General features: G+C 72.9%; 22 protein-coding genes. 1 reads left to right on the top strand and 21 read right to left on the bottom strand.

The genetic code is table 11. The features are described 5' to 3' along the window. Window positions 1-42 precede the first annotated feature (42 nt). Window positions 43-1,668 carry a 3-(methylthio)propionyl-CoA ligase gene (locus D3A59_RS02830; protein WP_119153418.1) on the top strand — a complete coding sequence of 542 codons (1,626 nt, stop codon included), beginning with the start codon at window positions 43-45 and terminating at the stop codon, window positions 1,666-1,668. 16 nt (window positions 1,669-1,684) lie between these two features. Here D3A59_RS02830 and D3A59_RS02835 read toward each other — a convergent pair whose 3' ends face one another. The 21 genes from D3A59_RS02835 to hpaI all read right to left on the bottom strand — a co-directional run bounded on the left by D3A59_RS02835 (window position 1,685) and on the right by hpaI (window position 25,856). Further along, window positions 1,685-2,080, bottom strand: a complete 396-nt coding sequence (locus D3A59_RS02835; RefSeq protein WP_119153419.1) for a ChaB family protein — start codon at window positions 2,078-2,080, stop codon at window positions 1,685-1,687. Window positions 2,081-2,285: 205 nt separating this feature from the next. After that, entirely contained in the window at window positions 2,286-4,106 is a 1,821-nt protein-coding gene (locus tag D3A59_RS02840) for a phosphodiesterase (protein ID WP_119153420.1), read from the bottom strand. A 178-nt stretch (window positions 4,107-4,284) separates the two neighbouring features. Further along, window positions 4,285-6,204, bottom strand: a complete 1,920-nt coding sequence (locus tag D3A59_RS02845; protein WP_170162285.1) for a methyl-accepting chemotaxis protein — start codon at window positions 6,202-6,204, stop codon at window positions 4,285-4,287. A 440-nt stretch (window positions 6,205-6,644) separates the two neighbouring features. Beyond that, window positions 6,645-7,370: a transcriptional regulator NanR gene (gene nanR / locus D3A59_RS02850; protein WP_119153422.1), complete on the bottom strand. Its 726-nt coding sequence runs from the start codon at window positions 7,368-7,370 to the stop codon at window positions 6,645-6,647. Window positions 7,371-7,476: 106 nt separating this feature from the next. Then, complete coding sequence (gene otnI / locus D3A59_RS02855) at window positions 7,477-8,262, bottom strand: 2-oxo-tetronate isomerase (protein ID WP_119153423.1); 786 nt, start codon at window positions 8,260-8,262, stop codon at window positions 7,477-7,479. Between the two features lie 28 nt (window positions 8,263-8,290). Then, a complete protein-coding gene (gene otnC, locus D3A59_RS02860) occupies window positions 8,291-8,977 on the bottom strand; it encodes a 3-oxo-tetronate 4-phosphate decarboxylase (protein ID WP_119153424.1) in 687 nt (228 codons plus the stop codon). Further along, a complete protein-coding gene (gene otnK / locus D3A59_RS02865; protein WP_119153425.1) occupies window positions 8,974-10,293 on the bottom strand; it encodes a 3-oxo-tetronate kinase in 1,320 nt (439 codons plus the stop codon). The genes otnC and otnK overlap by 4 nt, the downstream gene beginning before the upstream one ends. Then, entirely contained in the window at window positions 10,290-11,192 is a 903-nt protein-coding gene (gene ltnD / locus D3A59_RS02870; protein ID WP_240635910.1) for an L-threonate dehydrogenase, read from the bottom strand. Before ltnD ends, otnK begins: the two co-directional genes overlap by 4 nt. A gap of 25 nt (window positions 11,193-11,217) precedes the next feature. After that, the gene (locus tag D3A59_RS02875; protein WP_119153426.1) at window positions 11,218-12,540 is read right to left on the bottom strand and encodes a TRAP transporter large permease; all 1,323 of its coding nucleotides are present in this window, start codon (window positions 12,538-12,540) and stop codon (window positions 11,218-11,220) included. Window positions 12,541-12,571: 31 nt separating this feature from the next. Then, the gene (locus tag D3A59_RS02880; protein WP_119153427.1) at window positions 12,572-13,156 is read right to left on the bottom strand and encodes a TRAP transporter small permease; all 585 of its coding nucleotides are present in this window, start codon (window positions 13,154-13,156) and stop codon (window positions 12,572-12,574) included. Between the two features lie 2 nt (window positions 13,157-13,158). Beyond that, the gene (locus D3A59_RS02885; RefSeq protein WP_119153428.1) at window positions 13,159-14,136 is read right to left on the bottom strand and encodes a TRAP transporter substrate-binding protein; all 978 of its coding nucleotides are present in this window, start codon (window positions 14,134-14,136) and stop codon (window positions 13,159-13,161) included. Window positions 14,137-14,273: 137 nt separating this feature from the next. Then, on the bottom strand, window positions 14,274-16,100 hold the full coding sequence (locus D3A59_RS02890; protein ID WP_119153429.1) for an IlvD/Edd family dehydratase: 1,827 nt from the start codon (window positions 16,098-16,100) through the stop codon (window positions 14,274-14,276). A gap of 34 nt (window positions 16,101-16,134) precedes the next feature. Further along, window positions 16,135-17,115, bottom strand: coding sequence for a D-erythronate dehydrogenase (denD, locus tag D3A59_RS02895; protein ID WP_119153430.1), 981 nt, complete (start codon window positions 17,113-17,115; stop codon window positions 16,135-16,137). Window positions 17,116-17,161: 46 nt separating this feature from the next. Continuing rightward, window positions 17,162-18,052, bottom strand: coding sequence for an NAD(P)-dependent oxidoreductase (locus tag D3A59_RS02900; protein ID WP_119153431.1), 891 nt, complete (start codon window positions 18,050-18,052; stop codon window positions 17,162-17,164). 48 nt (window positions 18,053-18,100) lie between these two features. Continuing rightward, on the bottom strand, window positions 18,101-18,916 hold the full coding sequence (locus D3A59_RS02905; RefSeq protein ID WP_119153432.1) for a FadR/GntR family transcriptional regulator: 816 nt from the start codon (window positions 18,914-18,916) through the stop codon (window positions 18,101-18,103). 55 nt (window positions 18,917-18,971) lie between these two features. Then, window positions 18,972-20,384: a 3-oxo-isoapionate kinase OiaK gene (oiaK, locus tag D3A59_RS02910; protein WP_119153433.1), complete on the bottom strand. Its 1,413-nt coding sequence runs from the start codon at window positions 20,382-20,384 to the stop codon at window positions 18,972-18,974. Beyond that, complete coding sequence (locus D3A59_RS02915) at window positions 20,384-21,625, bottom strand: ribulose-bisphosphate carboxylase large subunit family protein (RefSeq protein ID WP_119153434.1); 1,242 nt, start codon at window positions 21,623-21,625, stop codon at window positions 20,384-20,386. Before D3A59_RS02915 ends, oiaK begins: the two co-directional genes overlap by 1 nt. 10 nt (window positions 21,626-21,635) lie before the next feature. Beyond that, window positions 21,636-22,397, bottom strand: a complete 762-nt coding sequence (locus D3A59_RS02920; RefSeq protein WP_119153435.1) for a glucose 1-dehydrogenase — start codon at window positions 22,395-22,397, stop codon at window positions 21,636-21,638. Window positions 22,398-22,445: 48 nt separating this feature from the next. Beyond that, window positions 22,446-23,900, bottom strand: coding sequence for an aldehyde dehydrogenase family protein (locus D3A59_RS02925; RefSeq protein ID WP_119153436.1), 1,455 nt, complete (start codon window positions 23,898-23,900; stop codon window positions 22,446-22,448). Window positions 23,901-23,917: 17 nt separating this feature from the next. Then, entirely contained in the window at window positions 23,918-24,748 is an 831-nt protein-coding gene (locus D3A59_RS02930) for a phosphogluconate dehydrogenase C-terminal domain-containing protein (protein ID WP_119153437.1), read from the bottom strand. A 292-nt stretch (window positions 24,749-25,040) separates the two neighbouring features. Next, window positions 25,041-25,856: a 4-hydroxy-2-oxoheptanedioate aldolase gene (hpaI, locus tag D3A59_RS02935; protein WP_119153438.1), complete on the bottom strand. Its 816-nt coding sequence runs from the start codon at window positions 25,854-25,856 to the stop codon at window positions 25,041-25,043. Window positions 25,857-26,292: the final 436 nt, after the last annotated feature.

Genomic DNA, 26,292 nt, shown 5'->3' on the forward strand with positions numbered 1-26,292 from the left:
GGCTAAAAAGCCGTCACAACAACCCTGATGAGGAGACACCCCATGCAAGGCCAGATGATGGACGTGCCGCTGCTCGTGTCGTCGCTGCTCGTCCATGCCGAGCGCCACCACGGCGAGCAGGAGATCGTTTCGCGGCGCGTCGAGGGCGACATCCACCGCTGCACCTACCGCGAGCTCGCCGCGCGAGCGCGCCGCGTCGCCAAGGCAATCGCCGCGCTCGGCGTGCAGCAGGGGCAGCGCGTCGGCACGCTGGCCTGGAACGGCTACCGCCACATGGAGCTCTACTACGGCGTCTCCGGCTCGGGCGCCGTGCTGCACACGCTCAACCCGCGGCTGCACCCGGACCAGATCGTCTACATCCTCGACCATGCCGAGGACCAGGTGCTGTTCTTCGACCTGACCTTCCTGCCGCTCGTCGAGGCGGTGGCGCCGCGCCTGGCCACCGTGAAGCACTTCGTCGCCATGGTCGACCGCGAGCGCATGCCCGCGGACAGCCGCATCCCGAACCTGCGCTGCTACGAGGAGCTCGTCGGCGCGCAGGACGACGACTACGCCTGGCCGGGGCTCGACGAGCGCGCCGCCTCGTCGCTGTGCTACACCTCCGGCACCACCGGGAACCCGAAGGGCGTGCTCTACAGCCACCGCTCGACGCTGCTGCACACGCTGGCCGCGGCGCTGCCCGACGCGCTCGACTGCTCGGCGGGCGACACGATCCTGCCGGTGGTGCCGATGTTCCACGTCAACGCCTGGGGGCTGCCCTACATCGCCTGCCTGGCCGGCTCCAAGCTCGTGTTCCCCGGTCCGGGGCTCGACGGCAAGTCGCTCTACGAGCTGTTCGAGGCCGAGGGCGTGACGCTGTCGGCCGGCGTGCCCACCGTCTGGCAGGGGCTGCTCGCCTACGTCGACGCCAACGACAAGCGCTTCTCGACGATGCGCCGCACCGTCATCGGCGGCTCGGCCTGCCCGCCGGCGATGCTGCGCGCCTTCCAGCAGCGCCACGGCGTGCAGGTGCTGCACGCCTGGGGCATGACCGAGATGAGCCCGCTCGGCACCGTCGCGGCGCCGAAGCGCAAGCACATGGAGCTCTCCGGCGAGGAGCGGCTGGCGATGCAGTCGACGCAGGGCCGGGTGGTGTTCGGCGTCGACATGCGCGTGGTGGACGGCAGCGGCCGCGAGCTGCCGCACGACGGCCAGTCCTCGGGCGAGCTGCAGGTGCGCGGGCCCTGGGTCGTGTCGCGCTACTTCAAGGAGGAGCGGGACCCGCGGGTCGACGGCTGGTTCCCGACCGGCGACGTGGCGAAGATCGATCCCGACGGCTACATGCAGATCACCGACCGCAGCAAGGACGTGATCAAGTCCGGCGGCGAGTGGATCGGCTCGATCGACCTCGAGAACATCGCGATGGCGCACCCGGCGGTCGCGATGGCCGCCTGCATCGCCGCGCGCCACCCGAAGTGGGACGAGCGCCCGCTGCTGGTGGTGATGAGGAAGCCCGGCGCGGAGCTCACGCGCGAGGAGCTGCTCGCCTTCTACAAGGGCAAGGTGGCCGACTGGTGGACGCCGGACGACGTGGTCTTCGTCGACAGCATCCCGATCGGCGCGACCGGCAAGATGCTGAAGAACCGGCTGCGCGAGCAGTTCAAGGACTACCGGCTGCCGACCGCCTGAGCGCGAGGGCGCGTCCTCAGCGCTGCTTCCTCGCGATCGCGCGCGCGAGCTCCTCCTTGTTCATCGTCGAGCGGCCGGCGATGTCGAGCGCCTTCGCGCGCTCGTAGAGCTCCTGGCGCGTGTGGCCGAGCGCGTCGACGCCGCCGGCGGTCTCGCGCCGGCCCTCGCGCGCCTCGCGCCCGGACCGCGCCGCCTGCGCGTCCGAGGGGCCCTTGTGCTCCTTCGGCTCCCAGTGGTCGCCGACCTTCTCGAAGCCGTGCTTCAGCGACGCATAGGCCGTGCGCGCGGCGCGCTCGCCGCTGCCGTAGGTCTTCTCCGCGCTCTTGAGCGTCTCAGCATAGGTGCGCTGCGCCTTCTCGGGCGAGCGTTCGAGCGTGCCCGGCAGGTCCACGCCGTACTTCTTCTTGGCCATGGGATCTCTCCTTTCCGGCGGGACGCTGCTGCCCGCTGAGCCCGCAGGTGCACCCTCCGGGCAAGAGGGAGCCGGCAAGCCGCGTTCCCTGCCGGCCCTCGGCGGCAGGTCCGGCCCGCTTCCCGCCGCGCCGGGGCGCCGTGCGGGCGGGGCGGGCCTTTCCTCCCGACGGCCAGGCGCCGCAGCGGTTCACGCAGCCCGCGCCTCAGGCGGTCTCCCTCGCGGCCGCGACCTGCGGGAGCGGTGGCACGGCGATGAGGTGCAGGCCGCTTCCCAGGGCCTTGCCGCTGCGCTTGGCCGCCGCCGCCGCGGTGGCCACCTCCTCGGCGTCGTGGAACATGCCGCCGCGCGCCTCGACCGCGCCGATCGACAGCGTCGTGCAGGGGAAGAAGCGCATCACGCCGTAGCGGTCCTCGGCATGGATGCCGCCGTCGGTGCGCGCCTGCGCGTCGTAGAGCTCGAGCGCCTTCTCGTTGAAGGACTGCAGCACCCGCTCGCAGCGCTCGCGCCAGTCGCGGCTCTGGAACAGGACCACGAAGTCGTCGCCGCCGACGTGGCCGAGGAAGTCGCGCTTGGGGTCGCAGTGCGTCAGGAAGGCGCGCGCCGCGAGCCGGATCATCTCGTCGCCACGCCAGTAGCCGTACTGGTCGTTGAAGGGCTTGAAGTGGTTCAGGTCGCCGTAGCAGGCGACGAAGTCGCTGCCGCTCGCGAGCAGCCGGTCGATGTGGTCGCTGATCGGGATGTTGCCGGGCAGGAAGGTCAGCGGGTTGGCGTGGCGCGCGGCCTCGATGCGCAGCTCGGTCACCACGCGCACCAGCTGCTCGCCGGTGCCCAGCCCCCGGTAGCGGCCCTGGTCGGTGATGACGAAGCCCTCGCGCAGGTAGCGCTGGTCCTCCGACGTCAGGATCGCCGTCAGCTCCTCCACCGAGGTGTAGAGCTCGATGCACAGCGGCGAGCGGTTCGACGACGCCACGCAGGGCTGGCGGCCGTAGAGCTCCTTGAAGTAGGGCTTGGTGTACTGGTCGAGCAGCTGCTGCCGGTTGAGCAGGCCGACCGGACGGCCGTTCTCGACCAGCGCCACCGCGGGCAGCCGCTCGTCCTGGTGGAAGAGCCGCAGCAGCTCGTCGTGGGTCGCCTGCGGCGGCACGTGCGGCGCGTTGACGATGAAGCGCTCGGCCGGGAAGCTGCGCCCGGCGATGCGGCGCAGCTCCGGGAACACCGCGATGTCGCGGCTCGTCAGCACCGCGGCGGCGTCCGGGTCCAGCGCCTGCGTGGGCCGCGGCCGGGGCATGCCGAGGAAATAGCCCTGCCCGAGCGCGATGCCCAGGTCGCGGATCACGCGCAGGTCCTCGGCCGTCTCGATGCCCTCGGCGACCATCTTGGTGCCGAAGATCTCGGCGATCTGCAGCAGCGCGCGCAGCGTCTGCAGCTTGTCGCCGTGCAGCGAGATCTCATGCGAGAAGTACTTGTCGATCTTCACGATCTGCGGCCGCAGCTCCGACCACAGCCGCAGGCTCGAGCGCCCGTCGCCGAAGTCGTCGAGCGCGAGCGCGATGCCGGAGGCCCGCAGGTGCGAGGCAGCGTGGACCAGGCGTTGCACGTCGCCCACATGCTCGTGCTCGGTCAGCTCCAGCACGATCGAGGACGGGGCGATGTCGAGCCGGTGCAGCACCGACAGCCAGGTCCGGCAGCTGTCGGAGAAGAAGCCCTGCACCAGCGCCCGCGCGCTCAGGTTGATGAAGATCTTTCCCGGGTGGCGCAGCCGGGCCCATTCGCGGATCGCGGCATGCAGGCAGGCGAACTCCAGCTCGGTCTCCAGCCCCGCCTCGCGCGCCGCGGCGAACAGCGCGTCCGGGCGCTCCAGCGCCGAGCCGGCGGGCCCGCGGATCAGCGCCTCGTGGGCGTGGATCTTCCCGGTCGCCAGTTCGACCAGCGGCTGGAAGCAGGGCTTCAACGCGCGGCGGGAAATCAGCGTCGAGATATCCGATGCCGGGCCGGCGGGTAAAGGGTCGAAGGCGTTCTTCACGGTCGTTCCAGCGGGGGGTGATGCTATTTCCCGATTGGATACCCCCCGGATGAAGGGAGTATGAAACCGGAGATTCGCAGACTCATCGGCCGGGCATGGCGCGCGTCGTCCGGTGGGAAGGAGGTGCGAATCGGCGCAGGCCGCGCGAGGGCCGCCGAATCCTTCCCGATTCCGGCGCTCAGGCCCGGGCGAGGCGGAACACCGCCGCCAGCCGGGACATGCCTTCGGCCTGCTCGCGCATCGTCTGCGCGGCCAGTGCCGATTCGCCGACCAGCGCAGCGTTCTGCCGCGTCACCCGGTCGAGTTCGGCGACCGCCGCATTGACCTGCGACATGCCGGCGGACTGCTGCTGCGCCGCCGCCGCGATGTCGCCGAGCGTGGCACGCACCTGCTCGACGCGCCCGACCAGCGACTCGATCGAGCGGCCGGCCCGCTCCGCCGTGCGGCCGCCGTGCTCGATGCGCTCGGTGGCGGCTTGCACCAGGTCGCGGATCTCGCGCGCCGACTGCGCGCTGCGCTGCGCGAGCGTGCGCACCTCGGCCGCCACCACCGCGAAGCCGCGGCCCTGCGGGCCGGCGCGCGCCGCCTCCACGGCGGCATTGAGCGCGAGCAGATTGGTCTGGAACGCGAGGCCGTCGATCACGCCGACGATCTCGCCGATGCGGGTCGAGGTGCCGTGGATGGCCTGCATGCTGCGCACCATCTCGGAGACCGCCGCGCCGCCGTCCTGCGCCGTGCGGGCCGCCGCCTCGGCGAGCGCGTGGGCCTCGCGGGCACCGTCCGCCGACTGGCCCACGGCCACCGCCATGCGCTCGACCGCGCTGGCGGCCTCCTGCAGGCGCGACGCCGCCTGCGCGGTGCGCTCGCTCAGGTGCTGGTTGCCGCTGGCGATGTCGGCGGCGATGGCCCGGACCCCGGTGGCGGACGCCTGAATCTGCGCCACGACGCCGTGCAGCTGGCTTTGCATGCGCTCCAGACCGCCGAGGATGCGGCCCATCTCGTCGTTGCGGCCTTTCGCGATGTTCCCGGAGAGGTCGCCGGCCGCGATCCGCTCGGTGGTCTCCAGCACGCTGAGGGTGGGGCCGAGGATGGCGCGCAAGGTGTTCCACAGCATCGCGGCGACGAAGACCCACAGCAGCCCGAGCCCGGCCACGAGGGCAAGGCGGCGCGCGGCGAGCCGCTCCTCGCGGAGTGCCAGTTCGGTGTCGAGGATCTGCAGCACCTCGCCGCTGACACCGGCATGCGTGGCCATCGCGCCGGTGAGCGAGCGGACCATCTCGTCGAGCGGGAAGTTCACGTCCAGCATCGCTGCCTGCACGGTCTCGGCAACGCTGCGCTGCTGGGCCTCGATCTGCTGCAGCACCGGGGCATGGCGCGCGGCGAGGCCGGGCTCCGCCCGGGAGGCGAGCGTCAGCAGCTGCGCGAGCTCCCGGACTTGGCCTTCGTAGCGGGCGAACGCCGCCGAGATCCCGCCCACGTCGTCGATGCGTGCCGCGACGGCGATCGCGACCATCTCGGACAGCGCATCGCCCACGCGCGGCGCCTTCTGGAGCCCGGCAGCGATGCCGAGGTGGGTCGCCGCGTCGCGCTCGAACAGCAGCCCGGTGGCGGCCATGCCCGCGGTCTGCAGCGCCAGGATGCGGTCAGCGAGCGCGCGGTGCCGCTCCATCAGCGTGCCGAACTCGGTCCCGGGGCTGGCGCTCGCGCCCACCAGTTCCCGGGCGTCCCCCTCAATCGCCTGGATTTCCGCGGAAAGCGGCGAGCCCAGGGCCGGATTGGCGGCGATGGCGTTCGCGGCCGCCTCCACGCCGAGAAGGAGCTGCTGTCCGCTTTCCTGCTGCCGCGCGCGGCCGGCCTCCTGCCGGGACGGGACGAGCGCGGTGGCGCTGCGGTGCTCTCCCAGCGCCGCCACCGAGTGCTGCACCGCGCGGGCGAGCGGCAGGGCTTCCCGCTGCCGCTCGAGCAGCCGCGATTCCTGCCGGTCCTGCGCCACCAGCAGTCCGGTCGGCACGGCCGCCGCCAGCAGGCACAGCAGCCCGACGCCGAGAAGCCGCGTCCGCATCGCCAGCGCCGGGGATCGGGATTCCTTGTTTTTCATCTGCCTGTCATTTTTATCGGCTTGCTTGTTCATTATTCGAGACCGGTCGGGGAAAATCGGTTCTTCGGCAGATGTTCAGCGTCAATTGAGCGGTATATTTGATTTTTCTTCGCGCGTTTTTCATCAGGATTTCATCGAATCCGCAGTCCGTGCTCGATGAGAAAGGCAGGCGGGGGGATAAGCTCGCGGAGCGGTTCCGGTATTCCGGCGCGGGAATCTCTCGAACGGATTCCTGCCGGAGTGGAACGGGGCTTCCGGCGACATCGGCTGCCGGATCCGGCAGGCGCGAACTGCACCCGGCAACCGTCTCGCTGGAGCGGTCGAATCGGGGACTTCAAGGGCAGGCGCGGCCCGCAAGGCCGGTCGGACGCCCCGCGCGGCCCGTTTCCGCCCCCCGGTCGACCGCGGCGCGGTGCCTGCCGGACCGGGAGGCAGCCGGGTCAGCCCGGATCGGTGGAGCCGGGGGCGAGCTGGCGGTAGAGCTGGTTGGCGCGAGTCAGGTGCTCGCGCATCGCGTCCTCGGCCGCTTGCGGGTCGCGCGCGGCGATCGCGTCGACGATGCGCTCGTGCTCGGCGAGCGTGAGGCGCTCGGCGCCGGGCGCGCGCACCAGCTTCTGGTAGTACTCGCCGGCCCAGCCGAACAGCGCCTCGACGATGGCCGGGTAGATCGGGTTGCCGCTGATCGCGGCGATCTCGCGGTGGAAGGCCATGTCGCGCGCGAGGAAGTGCTGCAGGTCGTCCATCGCGGCGCGGTGCTCTTCGAGTCGCCGGCGCAGCCGCGCGACGTCGGCCTCGCCGGCCTGCTGCGCCGCGAGCCGCGCCATGCCGGTCTCGAGGAAGATGCGCGCGTCCTTCAGGTGCGCGAGCGTTCCGGGCTGGATGCGCAGCAGGTGGCGCGCGCCGCCGGCGAGCTGCGCGATCAGATCCTGCGCGGTGGGCACCGCGACGCGGGCGCGCTCGCCCTGCGCGATCTCGACGATGTTCGAGCGCTCGAGCGACTGCAGCGCTTCGCGCACCGCCGGGCGGCCGACGCCGTAGTGCTCCATCAGCTCGCGCTCGGACGGCAGCGCGTCGCCGGGCGCGAACTCGCCGCCGCGGATGCGCGCGAGCAGCTGCTCGCACAGCTGCTCGGAGAGCTTGCGTTTGTGCAGCGGTTCGGCGGTCATCTCGGAGGCGTCGGGCGGGCAGGGGCGGTTCGCACGATCGGCATTGTCCTTCAGCCGCGCGCCGGCCCCCGCTACGGCAGCGGCCGCAGCGCTGCGGGCAGGGCCTTCAGCGGAGATGCGGCCGCAGCCAGCCCAGCCCCTCGGAGGTGCCGGCGCGCGGCCGGTACTCGCAGCCGACATGGCCCTCGTAGCCCAGCGCGTCGATCAGCGCGAAGAGGTAGGGGTAGTTCAGCTCGCCGGTGTCGGGCTCGTGGCGCTCCGGCACGCCGGCGATCTGCAGGTGCGCGACGCGGCCCGTGGGCAGCCAGCGGCGCAGCTTGGTGGCGAGGTCGCCCTCGACGATCTGGCAGTGGTAGAGGTCCATCTGCACCTTCAGGTTCGCCGCCCCGAGCTCCTCGACGATCGCATGCGCCTCGTCCTGGCGGTTCAGGAAGTAGCCGGGGATGTCGCGGGTGTTGATCGGCTCGATCAGCACCTCCACGCCGGCGGGCGCCGCCTGCGCGGCGGCCCATGCGAGGTTGTCCAGATAGGTGGCGCGCAGCGCGGCGCGCGCCGCGCCGGCGGGCGCGAGCCCGGCCATCACGTGCAGCCGCGGGCAGCCGAGCGCATGCGCGTAGTCGAGCGCGCGCGTAATGCCGGCGCGGAACTCGGCTGTGCGGCCTGGCAGGCAGGCCAGCCCGCGCTCGCCGGCGTCCCAGTCGCCCGGCGGCGCGTTGAACAGCACCTGGCTCAGGCCGTGCTCGCGCAGCCGCGCGGCGAGCGCCTCGGCGGGGTGGGCGTAGGGGAACAGGTACTCGACGGCACGGAAGCCGTCGCGCGCGGCGGCGGCGAAGCGGTCGAGGAAGTCGTGCTCCCCGTACATCAGGCTCAGGTTGGCGGCGAAGCGGGGCATGTCGGTCTCCGGGTCCTTGTCGTGGGGCTCACCAGGCGGCGCCGAAGTGCTCGCGCAGCTCGGCGATCTGTTCGGGCGTGAGCGGCGCGGGCTTCGGGGACGGCGCCAGCAGCCACAGCCGCGCGGTCTCCTCCAGCTCCTCGAGCGTCGCCATCGCCGAGGCGGGGTCGCGGTGCCAGACGTTGGGGCCGAGCCGCTCGAGCATCACCGCGCGGATCGGCGTGCCGCGCGCGCGCATCGCCTCGATGCGCTCGGCCACCCGCTCGCCGACCGCCGGGTCGCCGGGGCGGTGGTAGGGGATGAGCGGCACGTGGCCGACCTTCATCACGAAGTAGGGCGTGAGCGGCGGCAGCAGCTCCTCGGCGCTCCACGCGCCGGCGAGCGTCAGCGCGACGAGGTGCGTGCTGTGGGTGTGGATCACGCAGCGCGCCTCGGGGTCGGCGGCGTAGATGCGGCGGTGCAGCGCCAGCGTCTTCGACGCGCGCTCGCCACCGAGCTGGCGGCCGTCGCGGTCCACCCGCGCGAGCGCCGCCGGGTCGAGCCGCCCGAGGCAGGCGTCGGTGGGCGTGATCAGGAAGCCGCCGTCCTCCAGGCGCACGCTGATGTTGCCGGCGCTCGCGTGCACGTAGCCGCGCGCGTAGAGCGAGGCGCCGACGCGGCAGACCTCGTCGCGCAGCGCCGCCTCCTGCAGCGTGCCGGGGGGCAGGGCGCTCATCGCGCCGCCTCCTCGAGCAGCCGCGCGAAGGCCTTGTCGAAGAAGTCGGTCGTGCCGAAGTTGCCGGACTTGAGCGCGAGGTGCAGCGTGTCCTGCGGGCACAGCGGCGAGCGCACCGCGGTCCACGGCACGCCGGGATCGATCTGCGGGCCGATCGCCATCTGCGCGATGCCGAGCGCCTGCACCACCGCGCCGGAGGTCTCGCCGCCGGCGACGACGAGCTGGCGCACGCCGCGCGCGATCAGGCCGTGCGCGAGCGCCGCCATCGCCTGCTCGACCAGCGCGCCGGCGCGCTCGACGCCGAGCTCGGCCTGCACCGCGCGCACCGCGTCGGGCTCGGCGGTGGCGTGGATCAGCAGCGGCCCGAGCTCGTCCTGGCGCGCGAGCTGGCGCTGCGCCCAGGCCAGCGCCTCGTCGAGGCCCTGCGCGCCGCTCGCGAGCGCGAGCGGGTCGAGCGCGAAGCAGGGCCGGCCGGCGGCGCGGAAGTGGCGCACCTGCGCGTTGGTCGCCGCCGAGCAACTGCCGGACAGCACCGCCTGCAGCCCGACAGGCTGCGGCAGCCGGTCGGCCTTCCCGCTCGGGCGCAGGCTGCCGTCGTCGCGCCAGTTCTGCGGCAGCCCGATCGCGACGCCGGAGCCGGCGGTCACCAGCGGCAGCCCGGCCAGCGCCGGGCCGAGCCGCAGCAGGTCCTCGTTGGAGATCGCGTCGACGATGGCGATGCCGACGCCCTCGGCGCGCAGCGCCGCGAAGCGCGCACGGATCGCGTCGGGGCCGCGCGCCACCACGTCGTAGGGCACGAGGCCGACCTTGCGGCGCGTCTGGCGCTGCAGCACGCGCACCAGGTTGGGGTCGGTCATCGGCGTGAGCGGGTGGTGCTGCATGCCGCTCTCGCTGAGCAGCGCGTCGCCGGCGAACAGGTGGCCGCGGAAGACGGTGCGGCCGTTCTCCGGGAGGGCCGGGCAGGCGATCGTGAAGCCGTCGCCGTCCGGGTGCAGCGCGTCGAGCAGCGCGTCGGCGACCGGGCCGATGTTGCCGCGCTCGGTCGAGTCGAAGGTCGAGCAGTACTTGAAGTAGACCTGGCGCACGCCCTGCGCCTGCAGCCAGCGCAGCGCCCCGAGCGACTGCGCCACCGCCTCCTGCGGCGGCAGCGTGCGCGACTTCAGCGCCACCACCACCGCGTCGGCAGCGATGTCGAGCGCCTGCCCGGGCACGCCGATGGTCTGCACCGCGCGCATGCCGGCGCGCACCAGGTTGTTGGCGAGGTCGGTGGCGCCGGTGAAGTCGTCGGCGATGCAGCCGAGCAGCGGCCGGCTCACCGCCCGCTCCCCGCGGCGGGCAGCCCGATGCCGGGGAAGATCTTGATCACCGCGGCGTCGTCCTCGCGGCCGTGGCCGGCGCTCGAGGCCTGCATGAACATCTGGTGCGCGGTGGCCGACAGCGGCAGCGGGAACTTGCTCGCGCGCGCGGTGTCGAGCACCAGCCCGAGGTCCTTGACGAAGATGTCCACCGCCGACAGCGGCGTGTAGTCGCCGGCGAGCACGTGCGGGATGCGGTTCTCGAACATCCAGCTGTTGCCGGCGCTGTTCGTGATCACCTCGTAGAGCGCGTGCGGATCGACCCCCTCGCGCAGCCCGAGTGCCATCGCCTCGGCGGCGGCGGCGATGTGCACGCCGGCGAGGAGCTGGTTGACGATCTTGACCTTGCTGCCGGCGCCGGCGGCGTCGCCGAGCCGGTAGACCTTGGCGGCCATCGCGTCGAGCACGGCGCCCGCCTTCGCGTAGGCCTCGGGCCGGCCCGAGGTCATCATCGTCAGCTGCCCGGCGGCGGCCTTCGCGGCGCCGCCCGAGATCGGCGCGTCGAGGTAGAGCACGCCCTGCGCGGCGAGGCGCTGCTCCAGCGCGATCGACCAGTTCGGGTCGACCGTCGAGCACATCACGAACACGCTGCCGGGGCGCAGCGCCGCGCCGGCGCCCTGCTCGCCCCACAGCACCGCCTCGGTCTGCGCGGCGTTGACCACCACGCTGACCACCACGTCGCAGTGCGCCGCGACCTCGGCCGGGCTCGCGCAGGCCACGCCGCCCTCGGCGGCGAAGGCCTGCGCCGCGTCGGCGCGCACGTCGCACACGTGCACATGGTGGCCGGCGCGGCGCAGCGAGCGCGCCATGCCCAGGCCCATGGCGCCGAGGCCGATCAGTCCGATGTTGCCAGTCGTCATCTTGCTTGTCCGGAAGGGGTGGGGGTCACTGCGGGCCGATGGCCGGGCCGATCGACGGCGCGACGGCCGGCGCCGCGTAGACCAGATCGCGCAGCGCGAGGCTGATCCAGGGCAGGTAGGTGATCAGCATCAGGCAGCCGATGATCACCAGCACGAAGGGCACCAGGTAGCGGATGATCTGGTCGAGCGAGATCCGGGCCACCGTGCAGGCGGCGAACAGGTTGACGCCAAAGGGCGGGGTGATCATGCCCAGCGCCAGGTTCACGACCATGATGATGCCGAAGTGCACCGGGTCGACCCCGAAGTGGCGCGCCACCGGCACCAGGATCGGCGCGAGCACGATGATCGCGGCCGAGGTCTCGATGAACATGCCGATCACGAACAGCGCAACGTTGACGCCGAGCAGGAACCACAGCGGCGACTTGAGGATCTCGGTGAGCCACGCGCCGATTGCCTCGGGGATGCCCGCGCGCGTGATCAGGAAGGCGAACAGGCCCGCGTTGGCGATGATGAACATGATCACCGCGCTCGAGATCACCGACTTGCGCAGCACCTGCAGCAGGTCCTTCGGCGCCAGCTCGCGGTGGATGAACAGGCCCACCGTCAGCGCGTAGAACACCGCCACCACCGAGGCCTCGGTCGGCGTGAAGATGCCGCCGTAGATGCCGCCGAGGATGATCACCGGCATCAGCAGCGCCCAGGCGGCGTTGCCGGTGGCGCGCGTCACCGACAGGCGGCCCTCGCCGTCCTGCTTGCCCCAGCCCTTGAGGCGGCAGTACAGGTGCACGAACAGCATCAGCGCGCCGCCGATCAGCAGGCCCGGGCCGAAGCCGGCGATGAACAGCTCGCCGATCGAGACCTCGGCCGCGACGCCGAACAGGATCAGCGGGATCGACGGCGGGATGATCACGCCGAGCTCGGCCGAGGTCGCCTGCAGCGCCGCGGCGTAGTTGCGCGGGTAGCCGTGGTGGATCAGCGCCGGGATCAGCACCGAGCCGATCGCGAAGGTGGTGGCCACCGAGGAGCCCGACACCGCGGCGAAGATCATGCAGGTCAGCACGCAGGTCATCGGCAGGCCGCCCTGCACGCCGCCGACCAGCGACTTGGCGAAGTCGACCAGGCGGCGCGAGATGCCGCCGGTCTCCATCAGGTTGCCGGCGAGGATGAAGAAGGGGATCGCCGCGAGCGGGAACTTGTCGAGCGCCGAGAACATTTCCTTCGGCGCCAGCACCAGCTTGTCGGCGTCGAAGAGCGCCAGGCCCAGCATGGCCGAGCCGCCGATCGAGACCGCGATCGAGACGCTGAACGCGAAGCCCAGCATCATGGTGAGCAAGAGAACGGACGACATGTCGGGTCCTTCGTGAAGCCTGGCGCGCGTCTTACTGCGCGTTGTCCAGTTCCTCGTTGACGGGGTCGAGGTGGTGCGCGAGCACCGCGACGATGCACAGCGCGGCGCCGACCGGCAGCGCGGCATAGGCCCAGGCCATCGACAGCTCCAGCGATGCGAAGGTCTGGAAGCGCACGCGCCGGGTCAGGTCGATGCCGAACCACAGCAGCACGCCGAGGTAGGCCAGCGCGGTGCCGGTGATGAAGTGGCGCACGACGCGCCGCCACATCCCGCGCGAGGTGCGCAGCATCAGGTCCACCGACACCAGCGCACCGCGGCGGAAGGCCACCACGGTGCCGAGCACCACGCACCACACCAGCAGCCGGCGCATCAGCTCCTCGGTCCAGCTGCTCGGCTGCGACAGCACGAAGCGTGCGATCACCTGCCACAGCCCGAGCGCGGAGATCACCGCAAGCAGCGCGCAGGCGACGTGCAGCGCGAGCGCGGTGAGGCGGCGGTCGACGGCGAGCACGAGCGCCGTCAGCGGGCCGGGCTCGCCGCGGGCGGTCCCCGGCACGGCGGCGGCGGCCGCCGCCACCGTGCCGGGGACCGCGCCTTCGATGTGCGGCGCGGCCATGGTCAGCGCACCGCCTGGATCGCCGCGATGCGGTCGGCGCCGAACTCCTTCGCGAACTCGGCATAGGCCGGCCCGACCGCCTTGCGGAAGCTGTCGCCGTCGACCTTCTCGATCACCTGCATGCCGTCCTTCTTCAGCTGCGCGAGGCCGCTCGCCTCGTCGTCGTTGACGCGCTTGCGCTGCACCTCGGCGCTCTTCTTCGCCGCGGCCTGGAAGACCTGCTTGTCGGCGTCGGACAGCTTGCCCCAGGCGGACTGCGACATCAGCAGCAGCGCCGGCGAGTAGACGTGGCCGGTCAGCGACAGGTGCTTCTGCACCTGCGAGAACTTGGCCGACAGGATCACGGGGATCGGGTTCTCCTGGCCGTCCACGGTGCCCTGCTGCAGCGCGGTGAAGACCTCGGTCATCGACATCGGCGTCGGCAGGATGCCGAAGGTCTTGTAGGCCGCCATGTGGACCTTGTTCTCCATCGTGCGCAGCTTCAGGCCGCTGGCGTCGCTCGCGCTCTGGATCGCGCGCTTGTTGTTGGTCATGTGGCGGAAGCCGTTCTCGCTCCACGCCAGCGCCACCATGCCCTTCGACGGGAACTTGGTCAGCAGCTCCTGGCCGATCTTGCCGTCGAGCACCTTGCGCGCATGCTCGTAGTCGCGGAACAGGAAGGGGATGTCGAGCACCTTGATCTCGGGCACGAAGTTGCCGACCGGGCCGGTGGAGGTCAGCACGACGTCCTGCGTGCCGAGCTGCACCGCCTCGACCATCTCGCGCTCGCCGCCGAGCGCGCCCGACGGGAACTGCTGGCACTTGTAGCGCCCCTGCGTGCCGCGCTCGACCTCGTCGCAGAATGCGGTCGCCCCCGCGCCGTAGTGCGACTCCTTGGGCACCGTGTAGCCGATCTTCAGCACGGTCTGCGCCGAGGCGGCGCTGCCGAGTCCGAACACCGCGACGGCGGCCAGGGCGATGCGGGTGAAACGACGGTTCATGGGCTTGTCTCCTTGGGTGGGGGAAGGAAGAGGCGGTCGTGCCGCCTTCGAGGGAGCCGGGACGTCAGGAAATCGTATGGTCATCATATGAGTCACCTTGACGCCCGTCATTCGGGTAGACCCGCGCCGGCGGGCGCCTAGTGGTTGTCGCGCGGGTAGGCGATGTGCGCGACGTCGCGGTACTTGGTCGCGTTGCGCAGCACCGCGCCCTCCGACATCTCGCTGACGAGGCTGCGCTGGATCTCCTGCCACGGCGTCTGGCTCGGCGGCACGTAGGGCAGGCCGCCGGCGGCGAGCTGCGCCTGCAGCTCGGCGCGGCGCCGCGCCAGCTCCTCGTCGCCGACCAGCATGTTCGCGCTGCGCTTCCTTAGGTCGATGCGCACCCGGTCGCCGGTGCGCAGCAGCGCCAGCCCGCCGCCGGTGGCGGCCTCGGGCGAGGCGTTGAGGATCGACGGCGAGCCCGAGGTGCCGGACTGGCGGCCGTCGCCGATGCAGGGCAGCGCGGTGATGCCGATCTGCAGCAGCGCCTTGGGCGGGTCCATGTTGACCACCTCGGCCGCGCCGGGATGGCCGACCGGGCCGGCGCCGCGCATGAACAGCAGCGTGTGCTCGTCGATCTCGAGCGCGGGGTCGTTGATGCGGCGGTGGTAGTCCTCGCGGCCGTCGAACACCACCGCGCGGCCCTCGAAGGCGTCGGGGTCGTCCGGGTTGGACAGGTAGCGCGCGCGGAAGTCGGCCGAGATCGCGCAGGTCTTCATGATCGCGCTGTCGAACAGGTTGCCCTTGAGGTTCAGGAAGCCCGCGGACTCGACGAGCGGCGCGTCCCAGGCGCGGATCACCTCGCGATCCTCGCTGAAGCGGCCCTCGCAGTTGGCGGCGATGCTGCGGCCGTTCACGGTCAGCGCCTGCGGATGCGGCAGCCGCCCGGCCTGGAGCAGCTCGGCCACCACCGCCGGCACGCCGCCGGCACGGAAGTAGTCCTCGCCGAGGAAGCGGCCGGTCGGCTGCATGTCCACCAGCAGCGGGATCGGGTGGCCGATGCGCTCCCAGTCGTCGTTGTCGAGCGGCACGCCGAGGTGCGCGGCGATCGCGTTGAGGTGGATCGGCGCGTTGGTCGAGCCGCCGATCGCCGAACACACCGCAATCGCGTTCTCGAATGCGGCGCGCGTCATCACCTGCGAGGGCTTGAGGTCCTCCCACACCATCCCGACGATGCGCTTGCCGGTGAGGTAGGCGACCTGGCCGCGCCCCTTGTGCGGCGCCGGGATCACCGCCGAGCCCGGCAGCATCATGCCCAGCGCCTCGGCGAGCGAGTTCATCGTCGTCGCGGTGCCCATCGTGTTGCAGAAGCCGGGCGAGGGCGCGGCCGACGCGACCAGCTCCATGTACTCGGCCTCGCCGATCTCGCCGGTGCTCAGCAGCTTCTTCGCATGCCACTTGATCGTGCCGGCGCCGGTGCGCTGGCCCTTGTGCCAGCCGTTGAGCATCGGGCCGACCGACAGCGCGATCGCCGGGATGTTGACGGTGGCCGCCGCCATCAGCAGCGCCGGCGTGGTCTTGTCGCAGCCGGTGGTCAGCACCACGCCGTCGAGCGGGTAGCCGTGCAGCGTCTCGACCAGGCCGAGGTAGGCGAGGTTGCGGTCCAGGCCCGCGGTCGGGCGCTTGCCGGTCTCCTGGATCGGGTGCACCGGGAACTCGAAGGCGATGCCGCCGGCCTCGCGGATGCCCTCGCGCACCCGCTGCGCCAGCTCCAGGTGCTGCCGGTTGCAGGGCGAGAGGTCCGAGCCGGTCTGCGCGATGCCGATGATCGGCTTGCCCGACTGCAGCTCCTCGCGCGTCAGGCCCCAGTTCATGTAGCGCTCCAGGTAAAGCGCGGTCATGTCCGGGTCCTCGGGGTTGTCGAACCAGATCTGCGAACGCAGTTTCAGGCGGGTCGGGCGGCCGGGTTTGGCTTCGAAGCTCATGGGGGGATCCTTGGTGGTTGGCGGGGGCAGGGGCTCAGGCCGGCTGCAGCTCGTCCTCGATGTAGGCGCGCACGATCTCGTCGAAGGACGCGTCGCCCTCCAGGCCGAGCGCCTCGGCGCGCCGCGTGTCCCAGGCGGCCGGCCAGCTCGCCACGATGCGCTCGACCAGCGGGTCGGACGACCAGCGGACGTGGCGCAGCGGTGCCGGGCCGGCAACGCGCTCGAGCGCGGCCAGCATCTCGGCCACCGAGACCGAGATGCCGGGCATGTTGATGTTGCGGCTGGCGCCGAGCGCGGCGGCGTCGAGCTCGTGGCCGTCGATCAGGCAGCGGATCGCGCGGCGCGGCGACAGCAGCCACAGGCGCGTGTCGGGCCCGACCGGGCAGACGCTCTCCACGCCGTTGAGCGGCTCGCGGATGATGCCGCTGGCGAAGGAGGACGCGGCCTTGTTCGGCTTGCCGGGGCGCACGCTGATGGTCGGCAGGCGCATGCAGCGCCCGTCGACGAAGCCGCGGCGGCTGTAGTCAGCGAGCAGCAGCTCGGCGATCGCCTTCTGCGTGCCGTAGGAGGTCTGCGGCGCGAGCGTGGTGTCGTCCCGCACCGCGCCCGACGCGGCGCTGCCGTACACCGCGACCGAGCTGGTGAAGACCACGCGCGGGCGGGTGCCGAGCGCGCGGCAGCGCTCGAGCAGCAGCCGCGAGGCGTCGAGGTTGATGCGCATGCCGAGCTCGAAGTCGGCCTCGGCGTGGCCGCTGACGATCGCCGCGAGGTGGAACACCGAGCCGGTGTCGGCGTCGATCGCGTCGGCGAGCACCGCCGGGTCGGCGACGTCGCCGGTGAGGACGCGCAGCCGCGGATCGTCGGGCAGGCCCTCGGCGGCGACCACGTCGACCAGCACGATGCGCTCGATCGTGCGCGGGCGGCCGTCCGGGCCGCCGAGCGTGCCGCGCCCGAGCAGTTCGAGCGCCAGGCGCTTGCCGAGGAAACCGGCGCCGCCGGTGATGACAACGTTCATGGCTGGGACACTCCGCAGGATGGGATCGGGGGAAGGGAGGCGGCGCTCAGGCCGGGTTGCGGTGCTCGAGCTCGAGCAGCAGCGCGGCATGGTCGATCTCGCCCTCGCGCGCCAGCAGCGCGCGGAACAGCTCGGCGGTGCGCGCGGTCAGCGGCAGCTCGCGCAGCCCGTCGCGGCTCGCGGCGTCGAGCGCGTTGTCGAGGTCCTTGAGCTGCATCGTCGCGCGCCCGCGCGTCTCGAAGTCGCGCCGGATCATGCGCTCGCCGTGCAGCTCGAGGATGCGGCTCTCGGCGAAGCCGCCGCGCAGCGCATCGCGCACCTTCCCGGGGTCGGCGCCGCCGCGCTGCGCGATCAGCAGCGCCTCGGAGACCGCGGCGATCGTCACGCCGACGATCACCTGGTTGGCGAGCTTGGCGAGCTGGCCCGCGCCGTGCGGGCCGACATGCGTCGGCCGGCCCATCGCGGCCAGCAGCGGCTCGACGCGGGCGAAGACCGCCGCGTCGCCGCCGGCCATGATCGCGAGCGTGCCCTGCTCGGCGCCGGCGGTGCCGCCGGAGACCGGCGCGTCGAGGTGGTGGACGCCCGTCTCCATGAGGCGCCGCGCATGCTCGCGCGCCTGCCCGGGCTTGATCGAGCTCATGTCGACGATGACGGCGCCGGGCCGCAGCGCGCGCGCCACGCCCTGCTCGAACAGCACGTCCGCCACCACCGGGCCGTTCTCCAGCATCGTGAACACGATGTCGGCCCCGGCGGCGGCCTGCGCCGCGCTTTCCGCCACCGCGGCGCCGGCGCGCTCCAGTGCCAGCGTCTTGTCGCGCGAGCGGTTCCAGACCGTCGGCGCATGGCCGGCCTGCAGCAGCCGCATCGCCTGGCGTGAGCCCATCAGCCCGGTGCCGAGAAAGGCCACGCGGGGCCGCGGCGGGGTGTCGGTGTCCAAGTTCGTCTCCTCCTGTGCCTCGTCGGGCTGCGCCTCTTGCCGGGCGGCTTACTTCTTCTTCGCGCGGCCGCCGCGCGCGGGCGGCCGCGCCTCGGGCGGCGCGACGGCCAGCGGCGGGCTCTCGTAGACGCCGCCGAGGCGCAGGCGCTGCTGGCCGGAGGCGATGTGCCCGGTGGCGCAGCGGCGCGCCGCCTCGGCGTCGCCGGCGGCGATCGCGTCGACGATCGCGTGGTGCTCGCTGCGCACCGCCTCCATGAAGGCGGCGTAGCGCGCCTCGTTGCCGCGCGTCACGCGCATCGCCTCGCGCAGGTACTGCTCCAGGTGCTCGAGCAGGCGGGCGAACTGCGGGTTGCCGGTCACGTCGCCGATCGCGCGGTGGAAGGCGAGGTCCTCGGCGACGCCGTCGCGGCCGGCGTCGACCGCCGCGTCGATCGCGTCGAGCTTGCCGCGCAGCATCTCGACCTGCGCGCGGGTGGCGCGCTCGGCGGCCAGCGCGGCGATCTCGCCTTCGAGCACGCGGCGCAGTTCGACCACCTGAAGCACCGCCTCGAAGGAGTCCAGCACCGTGGCGTCGAAGGTCAGCGGCTTGTGCACCGCGGCCTGCGCAACGAACACGCCGGCGCCCTGCTTGGACAGCAGCAGCCCCTGCGAACGCAGCTGGTGCACCGCCTCGCGCACCACGGTGCGCGACACGCCGTGCGCCTCGGCCAGCTGCGGCTCGGTCGGCAGCCGGTCGCCGGGGGACAGCTCGCCGCTCTCGATCTGCTGTCTCAACCGCGCCGCGAGCCGGTCGGACAGGCGGTCCGTGACCAGACGCGGGGATCCGCCCGCGCCCGGAACAGGAGGATGAATTTGTGTGTTCATAAGGTCATCATATGAATTCGATCCATCCCCGCCCTCGGGACTAACCCCAGCGCCGCTAGAGCGGGCGCGGCGGCGCGGCGGCCGGTGCCGGGTCGACCCGACCGGCGCGCACCTCGCCGAAGAAGGCGGCGCCGCCCATCTGCCCGCCCTTGAGCACGATCTCGAGCCCGTCGCGCGCCGGGTCCTCGGACCAGGCGCGGCACAGCGGCGCGCCCGGCGCAAGGCCGGCGAGCACGCTCAGCGCGGCGATGTCGAGCCGGCTCGCCACCTCGCCCGAGCTGTCGCCGCCTGCGACCACGACGCGGCGCAGCGGCACGCGGTCGAGCAGCCGCCGCATCAGCTCGGCAAGCCCGCGGCCGACCTGCTGCATCGCGTCCTCGCGCGACAGCCCGGCCTCGCGCGCGGTGGCGTCGAAGCCCGTCACCGCAGGATCGTCTGGGCCGAGCGCCGAGTACACCAGTGCGCTGCGGCCCTGCGCCAGCGCGGCGGCGGCGGCGTCGAGCGCGCGCCCGATCTCGGCCTCGCGGCCCGCCGCGTCGAACAGCGGCGCGAGCCGCAGCCGCTCGGCGTGGAAGCCGTTGTCCTGCGCCCAGCGGATCTGCGCCGCGGTGACCGGCGAGCAGCTGCCGCTGACGGCGGCGATCGCCTCCACCGGCGCGGCGCACGGCAGAGAGGGCTCGGCCGGCAGCAGGCCGATGCGGCGCCAGTGCGCCGCGAGCGCGTACTGCAGCCCCGAGGACGAGGCGCTGAAGAGGCCGGAGCCGCGCAGCTCCCACACGAGGCGCCCCGCCTCGGCGAGCGTCTCCTCGTCGAGCACGTCGATCAGCGTCACCGGCACGTCGTCGCCGGCGAGCGCCTGCACGCGCGCGTCGGCGCCGGCGCGCAGCTGCACCAGGTCGATCAGCTCGGTGCGGCGCGCGGTCTGCGCGCGCAGGTGCAGGCGCAGGTCCGCCTCGCGCATCGGCGTGGCCGGGTGGCGCGACATGGTCGGGTGGCGGTCGAGCCGGTGGCAGACGCCGTCGACCGCGGCGAACAGGTTGCCGAAGGCCTGGTAGCGCTTCAGGCGCGGCACGCCGACCAGCATCGGCGACCAGCGCCCCGGCATCAGCGGCACGCCCAGCTCGATCGCCTGCCCGATCGAGCCGATCTCGGGCGAGGAGTCGAAGGTCGAGCAGACCTTGTACTGCAGCAGCGGCGCGCCGAGCCGCGCCAGGCTCGCCAGCGCCGCCGGCAGCTCGCGGCGCATCCACTCGGGGCTGCGGCCGCGCGACTGGCCGGCGAGGCCGACGCAGCGCACGCCGGGGAAGCGCTGCAGCCAGTGCGGCTGCGGCGGGCGCAGGAACAGCACCGTCGGCACGCCGGCCGCGGTGAAGGCCTCCATCACGTCGGTGGAGCCGGTGAAGTCGTCGCCGTAGTAGCTCAGCAGCAGCCCGTCGGGCCAGCGCGCGCCTGCGGCCGCGGCCGCCATCACCACACCTCCAGCGCCGCCTGCAGCGCCGGGTGCGAGCGCGCGTGCTCGGCGATCGGCACGCCCTGCATCGCCGCGCGCCAGGCCTCGCGCATCGCGGCGACGCCGGCGGCGATGCCGCCCGGGTGGCCGAAGATGCCGCCGCCGGCAGCGTGGATCAGGTCGGCGCGGCCGAGCGCGGCCCAGGTGCCGGCGGCCTGCAGTCCGGTCTGGCCGGAGCTGAACACCGGCATCGCCGCCATCGGCGCCTCGTCCCACAGCGGCCGCAGCACGGAACGCGCCGCCGCGATCACGCTGTCGTCGGGCTCGCTGAACTTGTTGCGCAGGCCGTTGACGTGCAGGTGGTCGGCGCCGGCGAGGCGCCAGATCTGCTGCCACGGCGCGTAGTCCCAGCCGAGCGCCGGGCTGCGGCTCAGGTAGCCCCAGCCGTTGCGGTGCGCGTGGATCGGCAGCGCCGCGTGGCGGCGCAGCTCGAGCAGGCCGACGAGGCCGATCGAGTTCAGGCTCGCCATCACGCAGGTGCCGCCGAGCGACAGCACCAGGTCGTGGCGGCGCTTCATCTGGTCGAGCTCGCCGGTCAGGTTGAAGGCGACCATCACTTTGCGGCCGTGGCGCTGCGCGGCGTCGTCGACGACGCGCATGACCGCGCGCACGCGCTCCTCGAAGGGGCAGTGCGGGCCGTCGGCCTGCAGCTCGTCGTCCTTGATGAAGTCGATGCCGCCGTCGATCAGCTGGCGCACCTGCGCGGCGGTCTCCTGCGCGTCGAGCCCGACGCTCGGCTTGATGATGGTGCCGATCAGCGGGCCCTCGTGCACGCCGGCGAGCGCGCGCGTGCCTTCGATGCCGAAGGCCGGGCCGGGGTAGGCGGCGGCGAAGGCGGGCGGCAGCTTCAGCTCGAGCAGCCGCAGGCCCGAGACCTGGCGCAGCTCGAACAGGTTGCCGGCGACGGTGGCCATCAGGTTCGGCAGCGAGGGGCCGAGGTTCTCGATCGGCCACGACAGCGTCAGGTGGCAGCGCGTGTAGAAGGGCGCGCTCATGCCCCCGGGCAGGCTGGGCTGCGCGACGCGCTCGAGCAGCTCGAGCGACTCGACGCGCGCGCCGGCGCGCGCCTTGAGCTCCGGCGTCTCGCCGGCGAGCGCGACGAAGGTGCCGCTGGACTGCTCGCCGGCGATGGCCTCGGCGGCGCGCCGCGGGTCGTCGCCGGTCTCGAGCCAGTAGCGGGCGTAGATGCGTTCCGACATCGTCCGCTCCTCAGACGCAGCGCCCGCCGTCCACCTCCAGCGCGACGCCGGTGATGAAGTCGGCCTCGTCGCTGGCCAGGAAGGCTGCGGCCTTGGCCATGTCCAGCGGGCGGCTCAGGCGCCCGAGCGGGATGGTGGCGATGATCTTGGCGCGCGTGGCCTCGTTGTCCTCGCCGGGCAGGAAGTCGCCGATCAGGCCGGTCTCGCCCATCACCGGGTTGATCGCGACGACGCGGATGCGGTCGGGCGCGAGCTCGGCGGCCATCGACTTCGTCAGCACGATCGCCGCGCCCTTGCTGCCGTTGTACCAGGTCAGCCCTGGGCGCGGGCGCACGCCGGCGGTGGAGGCGATGTTGATGATCACGCCGCCGCCCTGGCGGCGCAGCACCGGCACGACGTGCAGCGCGCTCAGGTAGATGCTCTTGACGTTGGTGGCGTAGACGCGGTCGAAGGTGGCCTCGTCGACGTTGAGCATCGGCTGGTTCTTGTGCGTGGTGCCGGCGTTGTTGACCAGCACGTCGATGCGGCCGTAGCGCTCGAGCGTCGCCTGCGCCAGCGCGGCCCAGTCCTCGTTGCGCGTCACGTCGGCATGCAGCGCGAGCGCCTGGCCGCCGGCGGCGGTGATCCCGGCCGCGACGCGCTGCGCCGCGTCGCCGCGCAGGTCGGCCACCACCACCTTGGCGCCGAGCTCGGCGTAGTGCCTCGCGATGCCCTCGCCGAAGCCGCCGCCGGCGCCGGTCACGATCGCCACGCGGTCCTGAAGCTTGCCCATGGATGTCTCCTCGAAGTGCCTGGGGGCGCGGGCGCGCGCCCCGCGGGTTCAGCCATGCCGGATGGCGATGGTCTTGATGGTGGTGAAGCCGCGCAGGCCCTCGAAGGCCTTCTCGCGGCCGTGGCCCGAATGCTTCATGCCGCCGAAGGGCAGCTCGATGCCGCCGCCGGCGCCGTAGTTGTTGACGAAGACCTGGCCGGCCTCGATGCGGTGCGCCATGCGCAGCTGGCGCGCGCCGTCGCGCGTCCACACGCCGGCGGTCAGCCCGTAGGGCGTGCCGTTGGCGAGCGCCGCCGCCTCGTCCTCGCCGTCGAAGGCGAAGGCGGCGAGCACCGGGCCGAACACCTCCTGCTGCGCGATGTCGTGCGCGGGCGGCACCTGCGCGAGCAGCAGCGGCGGGAAGTAGTGGCCGCCGCTCGCGGCCTCGTCCATCAGCCGCGCGCGCGCCGCGACCCGCACCCCGTCGGCGCAGGCGGCCTCGACCATCGCGCCGACGCGCTCGAGCTGGCGGCGGCTGATCAGCGGGCCGCAGTCCGGGTCGAGCCGGCCCGGGCCGCAGCGCAGCGCCTCGAAGCGCGCGGCGAGCCGCTCCATCACCTCCTCGTGGATCGCGCGCTCGATCAGCACGCGGCTGCCGGCGGCGCAGGTCTGGCCGGCGTTCTGCACGATCGCCTGCACCACCACCGGCAGCGCCGCGTCGAGGTCGGCGTCGGCGAACAGCAGCTGCGGCGACTTGCCGCCGAGCTCCAGCGTCACCGGCACGTGGTTGACGGCGGCGGCCTGCGCCACCGCGGTGCCGGTCTGCGGCGAGCCGGTGAAGGAGATGTGGTCGATGCCCGGATGCGCCGCGAGCGCCGCGCCCGCCTCCGCGCCGAGCCCGCAGACGAGGTTCAGCGCGCCCGGAGGCAGCCCGGCTTCGAGCGCCAGCGCGGCGAGCCGCAGCGGCGTCAGGCAGGCGTCCTCGGCGGGCTTGACGACGCAGGCGTTGCCGGCCGCGAGCGCGGCGCCGACCGAGCGGCCGAAGATCTGCGCCGGGTAGTTCCACGGGATGATGTGGCCGGTCACGCCGTGCGGCACGCGCAGCGCCATCACGGTGCTGCCGGCGGCGTAGGGGATGGTCTCGCCGTGCAGCTTGTCGGCGGCGCCGGCGTAGTACTCGAAGTAGCGCGCGCAGGCGCCGATGTCGGCGCGCGCCTGGCTGATCGGCTTGCCGGTGTCGCGGCATTCCAGCGCGGCGAGCTCCTCGTGGTGCTGCGCGACCAGCGCCGACCAGCGCATCAGCACGCGGCCGCGCTCGGTGGCGGTCGCGCGCCCCCAGGCGCCGCGGCAGGCGCGCCGCGCCGCGTCGACGGCGGCGTCGACGTCGCGCGCGTCGCCGCGCGGCAGCGTCGCGAAGCGCTCGCCGGTGGACGGGTCGGCGACGTCGAGCGTGCGCCCCGACGCGGCCTCGCGCGGCTCGCCGTCGATCAGGTGGAGCCAGCGGGCGGTCTCGTTGCTCGGCATGGCGGGCGCTCCCCGGCTCAGGTGATGCGGCGGATGCTGTCGGCGATCTCGGCGCGGTCGAAGACCTGCTTCCAGTCCTCGCGCATCAGCCGCGGCTTGCCGAAGGCGATGGCCTTGTTGCAGGCGTCGGAGAACTGGCCCGGGATCTCCTTGAAGATCACCGCGCCGAGGATGGTCATGTGGCCGAGCAGGAAGTCGCGCGCCGCGACCTCGGGCACGCCGCGCGCGACCACCTCGTCCATCGCCTCGCGCATCACGTCGAGCAGCGTCGCGCAGACCGTCTCGGACAGCCCCGGCTCGAGCAGCGCCATCTGCTCGACGGTGAGGCGGTGCGAGCGCAGGATCGGCGCGTAGATCACCTTCGCGATCTCCTCGCCGAGGTCGAAGGCCGACTCCGGCCCCTGCATCAGCGCGCTGACGATGGACTGGCGCGCATGCGCGCCGCCGAAGAAGTCGCGCCGCGCGGCCGGCTCGCTCTCGTCGTTGAAGATCGGCGGGTGGCAGGGGTGGGCGACGAAGTAGACCAGGTCGGGGCGGTCGGGCAGGTGGCCGGCGAAGGGCGCGGCGGCGTCGAGCGTCATCACCATCGTGCCGGGCTGCAGCATCGGGGAGATCTCGGCGGCGAGCCGCCCGATGAGCGTGTCGGGCACCGCGAGGATCACCACCTCGGCGCCGTCGAGCGCGGCGGCGGTCGGCACGCACTCGACGCCGAGCTCGGCCTTCAGCCGCTCCTGCCCCGCGGGGCTCACCTCGACATGCCTCACGCGGTAGGCCGAACCCTGCAGGTTGCGGCTCAGCCGCAGACCCATCTTTCCACCGGCGCCGAACAGCGCGATCGTCGTACTCATGAGGTGCTCCGAAGTAAGGGGGCGGCGCTGCGGCGGGAAGCAGCTCGGGGGCCGGCGCCTGGTCTAATCATATGATGATTAGACGAGATTCCTTGCTCATGGCTAACCCTGAGAACCTGCTTGCGAGGGGAGCGCCGCACGGTGCACGCCGGCTCGCCGCCTGTGGGAACGGGGCGCCTGCATTGGCAGAAGCCGGCGGGAAGAGGCCCGGGGCGGGTGCCGGGAGGAAGGTGCGGCCGTCCCCACGACACCGGCGCAGGCGAGCGCGGGCGGGCGCCTGCGGCGGGCCGGTTCAGTAGGCGGCCGACGGAGCCGGCGCCCCAGGCGCGCCCTGCTCCCGGCAGTGCGCCGACAGCGAGCGTGCCGCGTTGGCCAGCAGCAGCACGTCCACGCCCACCGCGACGAAGGTCGCGCCGAGTTCCAGGTAGCGGCGTGCTGGCGCCGGGCCGGAGACCAGGATGCCGGCGGCCTTGCCGCTGGCGACGATGGTGGCGATGGCCGACTCGATCGCGTCCTGCACCTCCGGGTGTTCCGGGTGGCCCCGGTGGCCCATCGAGGCCGCGAGGTCTGCCGGGCCGATGAACACGCCGTCCACACCGTCCACCGCGCAGATCGCGGGCAGGTTGCGCATCGCCGTCACGGTCTCGGCCTGCACCAGCAGGCAGACCTCGTCGTCGGCGACGTCGAGGTAGTCGCCGCGGGCGTTCCAGCGCGAGGCGCGGGCGATCGCGCTGCCCACCCCGCGGATGCCGCGCGGCGGGTAGCGCACCGCCGAGACCATCTGCCGTGCCTGCTCCGGGGTGTCGACCATCGGCACCAGCAGCGTCTGCGCGCCCAGGTCGAGGACCTGCTTGATCAGCGGCACCTCGCCCGCCACCACCCGCACCACCGGGTGCGCCGGATAGGGGGCGAGCGCCTGCAGCTGCGGCAGCACGCTGCGCACGTCGTTCGGCGCATGCTCGCCGTCGATCAGCAGCCAGTCGAAGCCGGCGGTGGCGCAGACCTCGGCCGAATAGGCATCGGCCAGCGACAGCCACAGGCCGATCCGGGCGCGGCGCTCGATCAGGGCTTGCTTGAAGGGATTGGGGCAGGGGGTCGAAGGGGTCATGGGCGCGTGCGTCGGGAAGGGGCACCGTGCGGTGCGGGACGTTCGGTCATGTGATCGTATGACGAGTTCCTGCCCGCGCTCCCTAGCGTCAACCCTTGGCGCGGGCGGGGGCGGAGGGCCGTTCGCCGACCGGGACGTGACCCGGACGATCGGGGCGCTGAAGGCGCGGTCTGGCTGTTCAACAAGCGCCTCGTGCAGGGCGGGCTCGGCGCTCTGACGAACCTCGACGCGGTGCGGCAGCAACCGAAGGCGCAGGGCTGCATCCCGAGAGGGGACGGATCGCAGGCGCCGCCATCGTGCGCATGCCCGTCCCCCACCTCGACGACAGGAGAAGACCCTCGTCCAGCAGGGCGCGAGGCCCCGCCGTGCGGCGGGCGGGCTCAGCCGGCGCCGCGGGCGGCGAGCAGCTGGGAGATGGAGCGGGCGGCGTCGAGCA

Origin of the sequence: Caldimonas tepidiphila (assembly GCF_003569765.1) — a bacterium.
Classification (GTDB): Bacteria; Pseudomonadota; Gammaproteobacteria; order Burkholderiales; family Burkholderiaceae_C; genus Caldimonas; species Caldimonas tepidiphila.

What these genes read in the sequence shown, in the direction of transcription:
- D3A59_RS02915 (WP_119153434.1), bottom strand. Translation starts at nt 21,625, where the DNA reads ATGTCGGAACGCATCTACGCCCGCTACTGGCTCGAGACCGGCGACGAC.
- otnC (WP_119153424.1), bottom strand. Translation starts at nt 8,977, where the DNA reads ATGAGCGCCCTGCCCCCCGGCACGCTGCAGGAGGCGGCGCTGCGCGAC.
- D3A59_RS02830 (WP_119153418.1), top strand. Translation starts at nt 43, where the DNA reads ATGCAAGGCCAGATGATGGACGTGCCGCTGCTCGTGTCGTCGCTGCTC.
- D3A59_RS02835 (WP_119153419.1), bottom strand. Translation starts at nt 2,080, where the DNA reads ATGGCCAAGAAGAAGTACGGCGTGGACCTGCCGGGCACGCTCGAACGC.
- D3A59_RS02925 (WP_119153436.1), bottom strand. Translation starts at nt 23,900, where the DNA reads ATGCCGAGCAACGAGACCGCCCGCTGGCTCCACCTGATCGACGGCGAG.
- D3A59_RS02845 (WP_170162285.1), bottom strand. Translation starts at nt 6,204, where the DNA reads ATGAAAAACAAGGAATCCCGATCCCCGGCGCTGGCGATGCGGACGCGG.
- D3A59_RS02905 (WP_119153432.1), bottom strand. Translation starts at nt 18,916, where the DNA reads ATGAACACACAAATTCATCCTCCTGTTCCGGGCGCGGGCGGATCCCCG.
- otnI (WP_119153423.1), bottom strand. Translation starts at nt 8,262, where the DNA reads ATGCCCCGCTTCGCCGCCAACCTGAGCCTGATGTACGGGGAGCACGAC.
- oiaK (WP_119153433.1), bottom strand. Translation starts at nt 20,384, where the DNA reads ATGGCGGCCGCGGCCGCAGGCGCGCGCTGGCCCGACGGGCTGCTGCTG.
- D3A59_RS02930 (WP_119153437.1), bottom strand. Translation starts at nt 24,748, where the DNA reads ATGAGTACGACGATCGCGCTGTTCGGCGCCGGTGGAAAGATGGGTCTG.
- nanR (WP_119153422.1), bottom strand. Translation starts at nt 7,370, where the DNA reads ATGACCGCCGAACCGCTGCACAAACGCAAGCTCTCCGAGCAGCTGTGC.
- denD (WP_119153430.1), bottom strand. Translation starts at nt 17,115, where the DNA reads ATGAACGTTGTCATCACCGGCGGCGCCGGTTTCCTCGGCAAGCGCCTG.
- D3A59_RS02875 (WP_119153426.1), bottom strand. Translation starts at nt 12,540, where the DNA reads ATGTCGTCCGTTCTCTTGCTCACCATGATGCTGGGCTTCGCGTTCAGC.
- D3A59_RS02920 (WP_119153435.1), bottom strand. Translation starts at nt 22,397, where the DNA reads ATGGGCAAGCTTCAGGACCGCGTGGCGATCGTGACCGGCGCCGGCGGC.
- D3A59_RS02885 (WP_119153428.1), bottom strand. Translation starts at nt 14,136, where the DNA reads ATGAACCGTCGTTTCACCCGCATCGCCCTGGCCGCCGTCGCGGTGTTC.
- D3A59_RS02880 (WP_119153427.1), bottom strand. Translation starts at nt 13,156, where the DNA reads ATGGCCGCGCCGCACATCGAAGGCGCGGTCCCCGGCACGGTGGCGGCG.
- hpaI (WP_119153438.1), bottom strand. Translation starts at nt 25,856, where the DNA reads ATGACCCCTTCGACCCCCTGCCCCAATCCCTTCAAGCAAGCCCTGATC.
- ltnD (WP_240635910.1), bottom strand. Translation starts at nt 11,192, where the DNA reads ATGACGACTGGCAACATCGGACTGATCGGCCTCGGCGCCATGGGCCTG.
- D3A59_RS02890 (WP_119153429.1), bottom strand. Translation starts at nt 16,100, where the DNA reads ATGAGCTTCGAAGCCAAACCCGGCCGCCCGACCCGCCTGAAACTGCGT.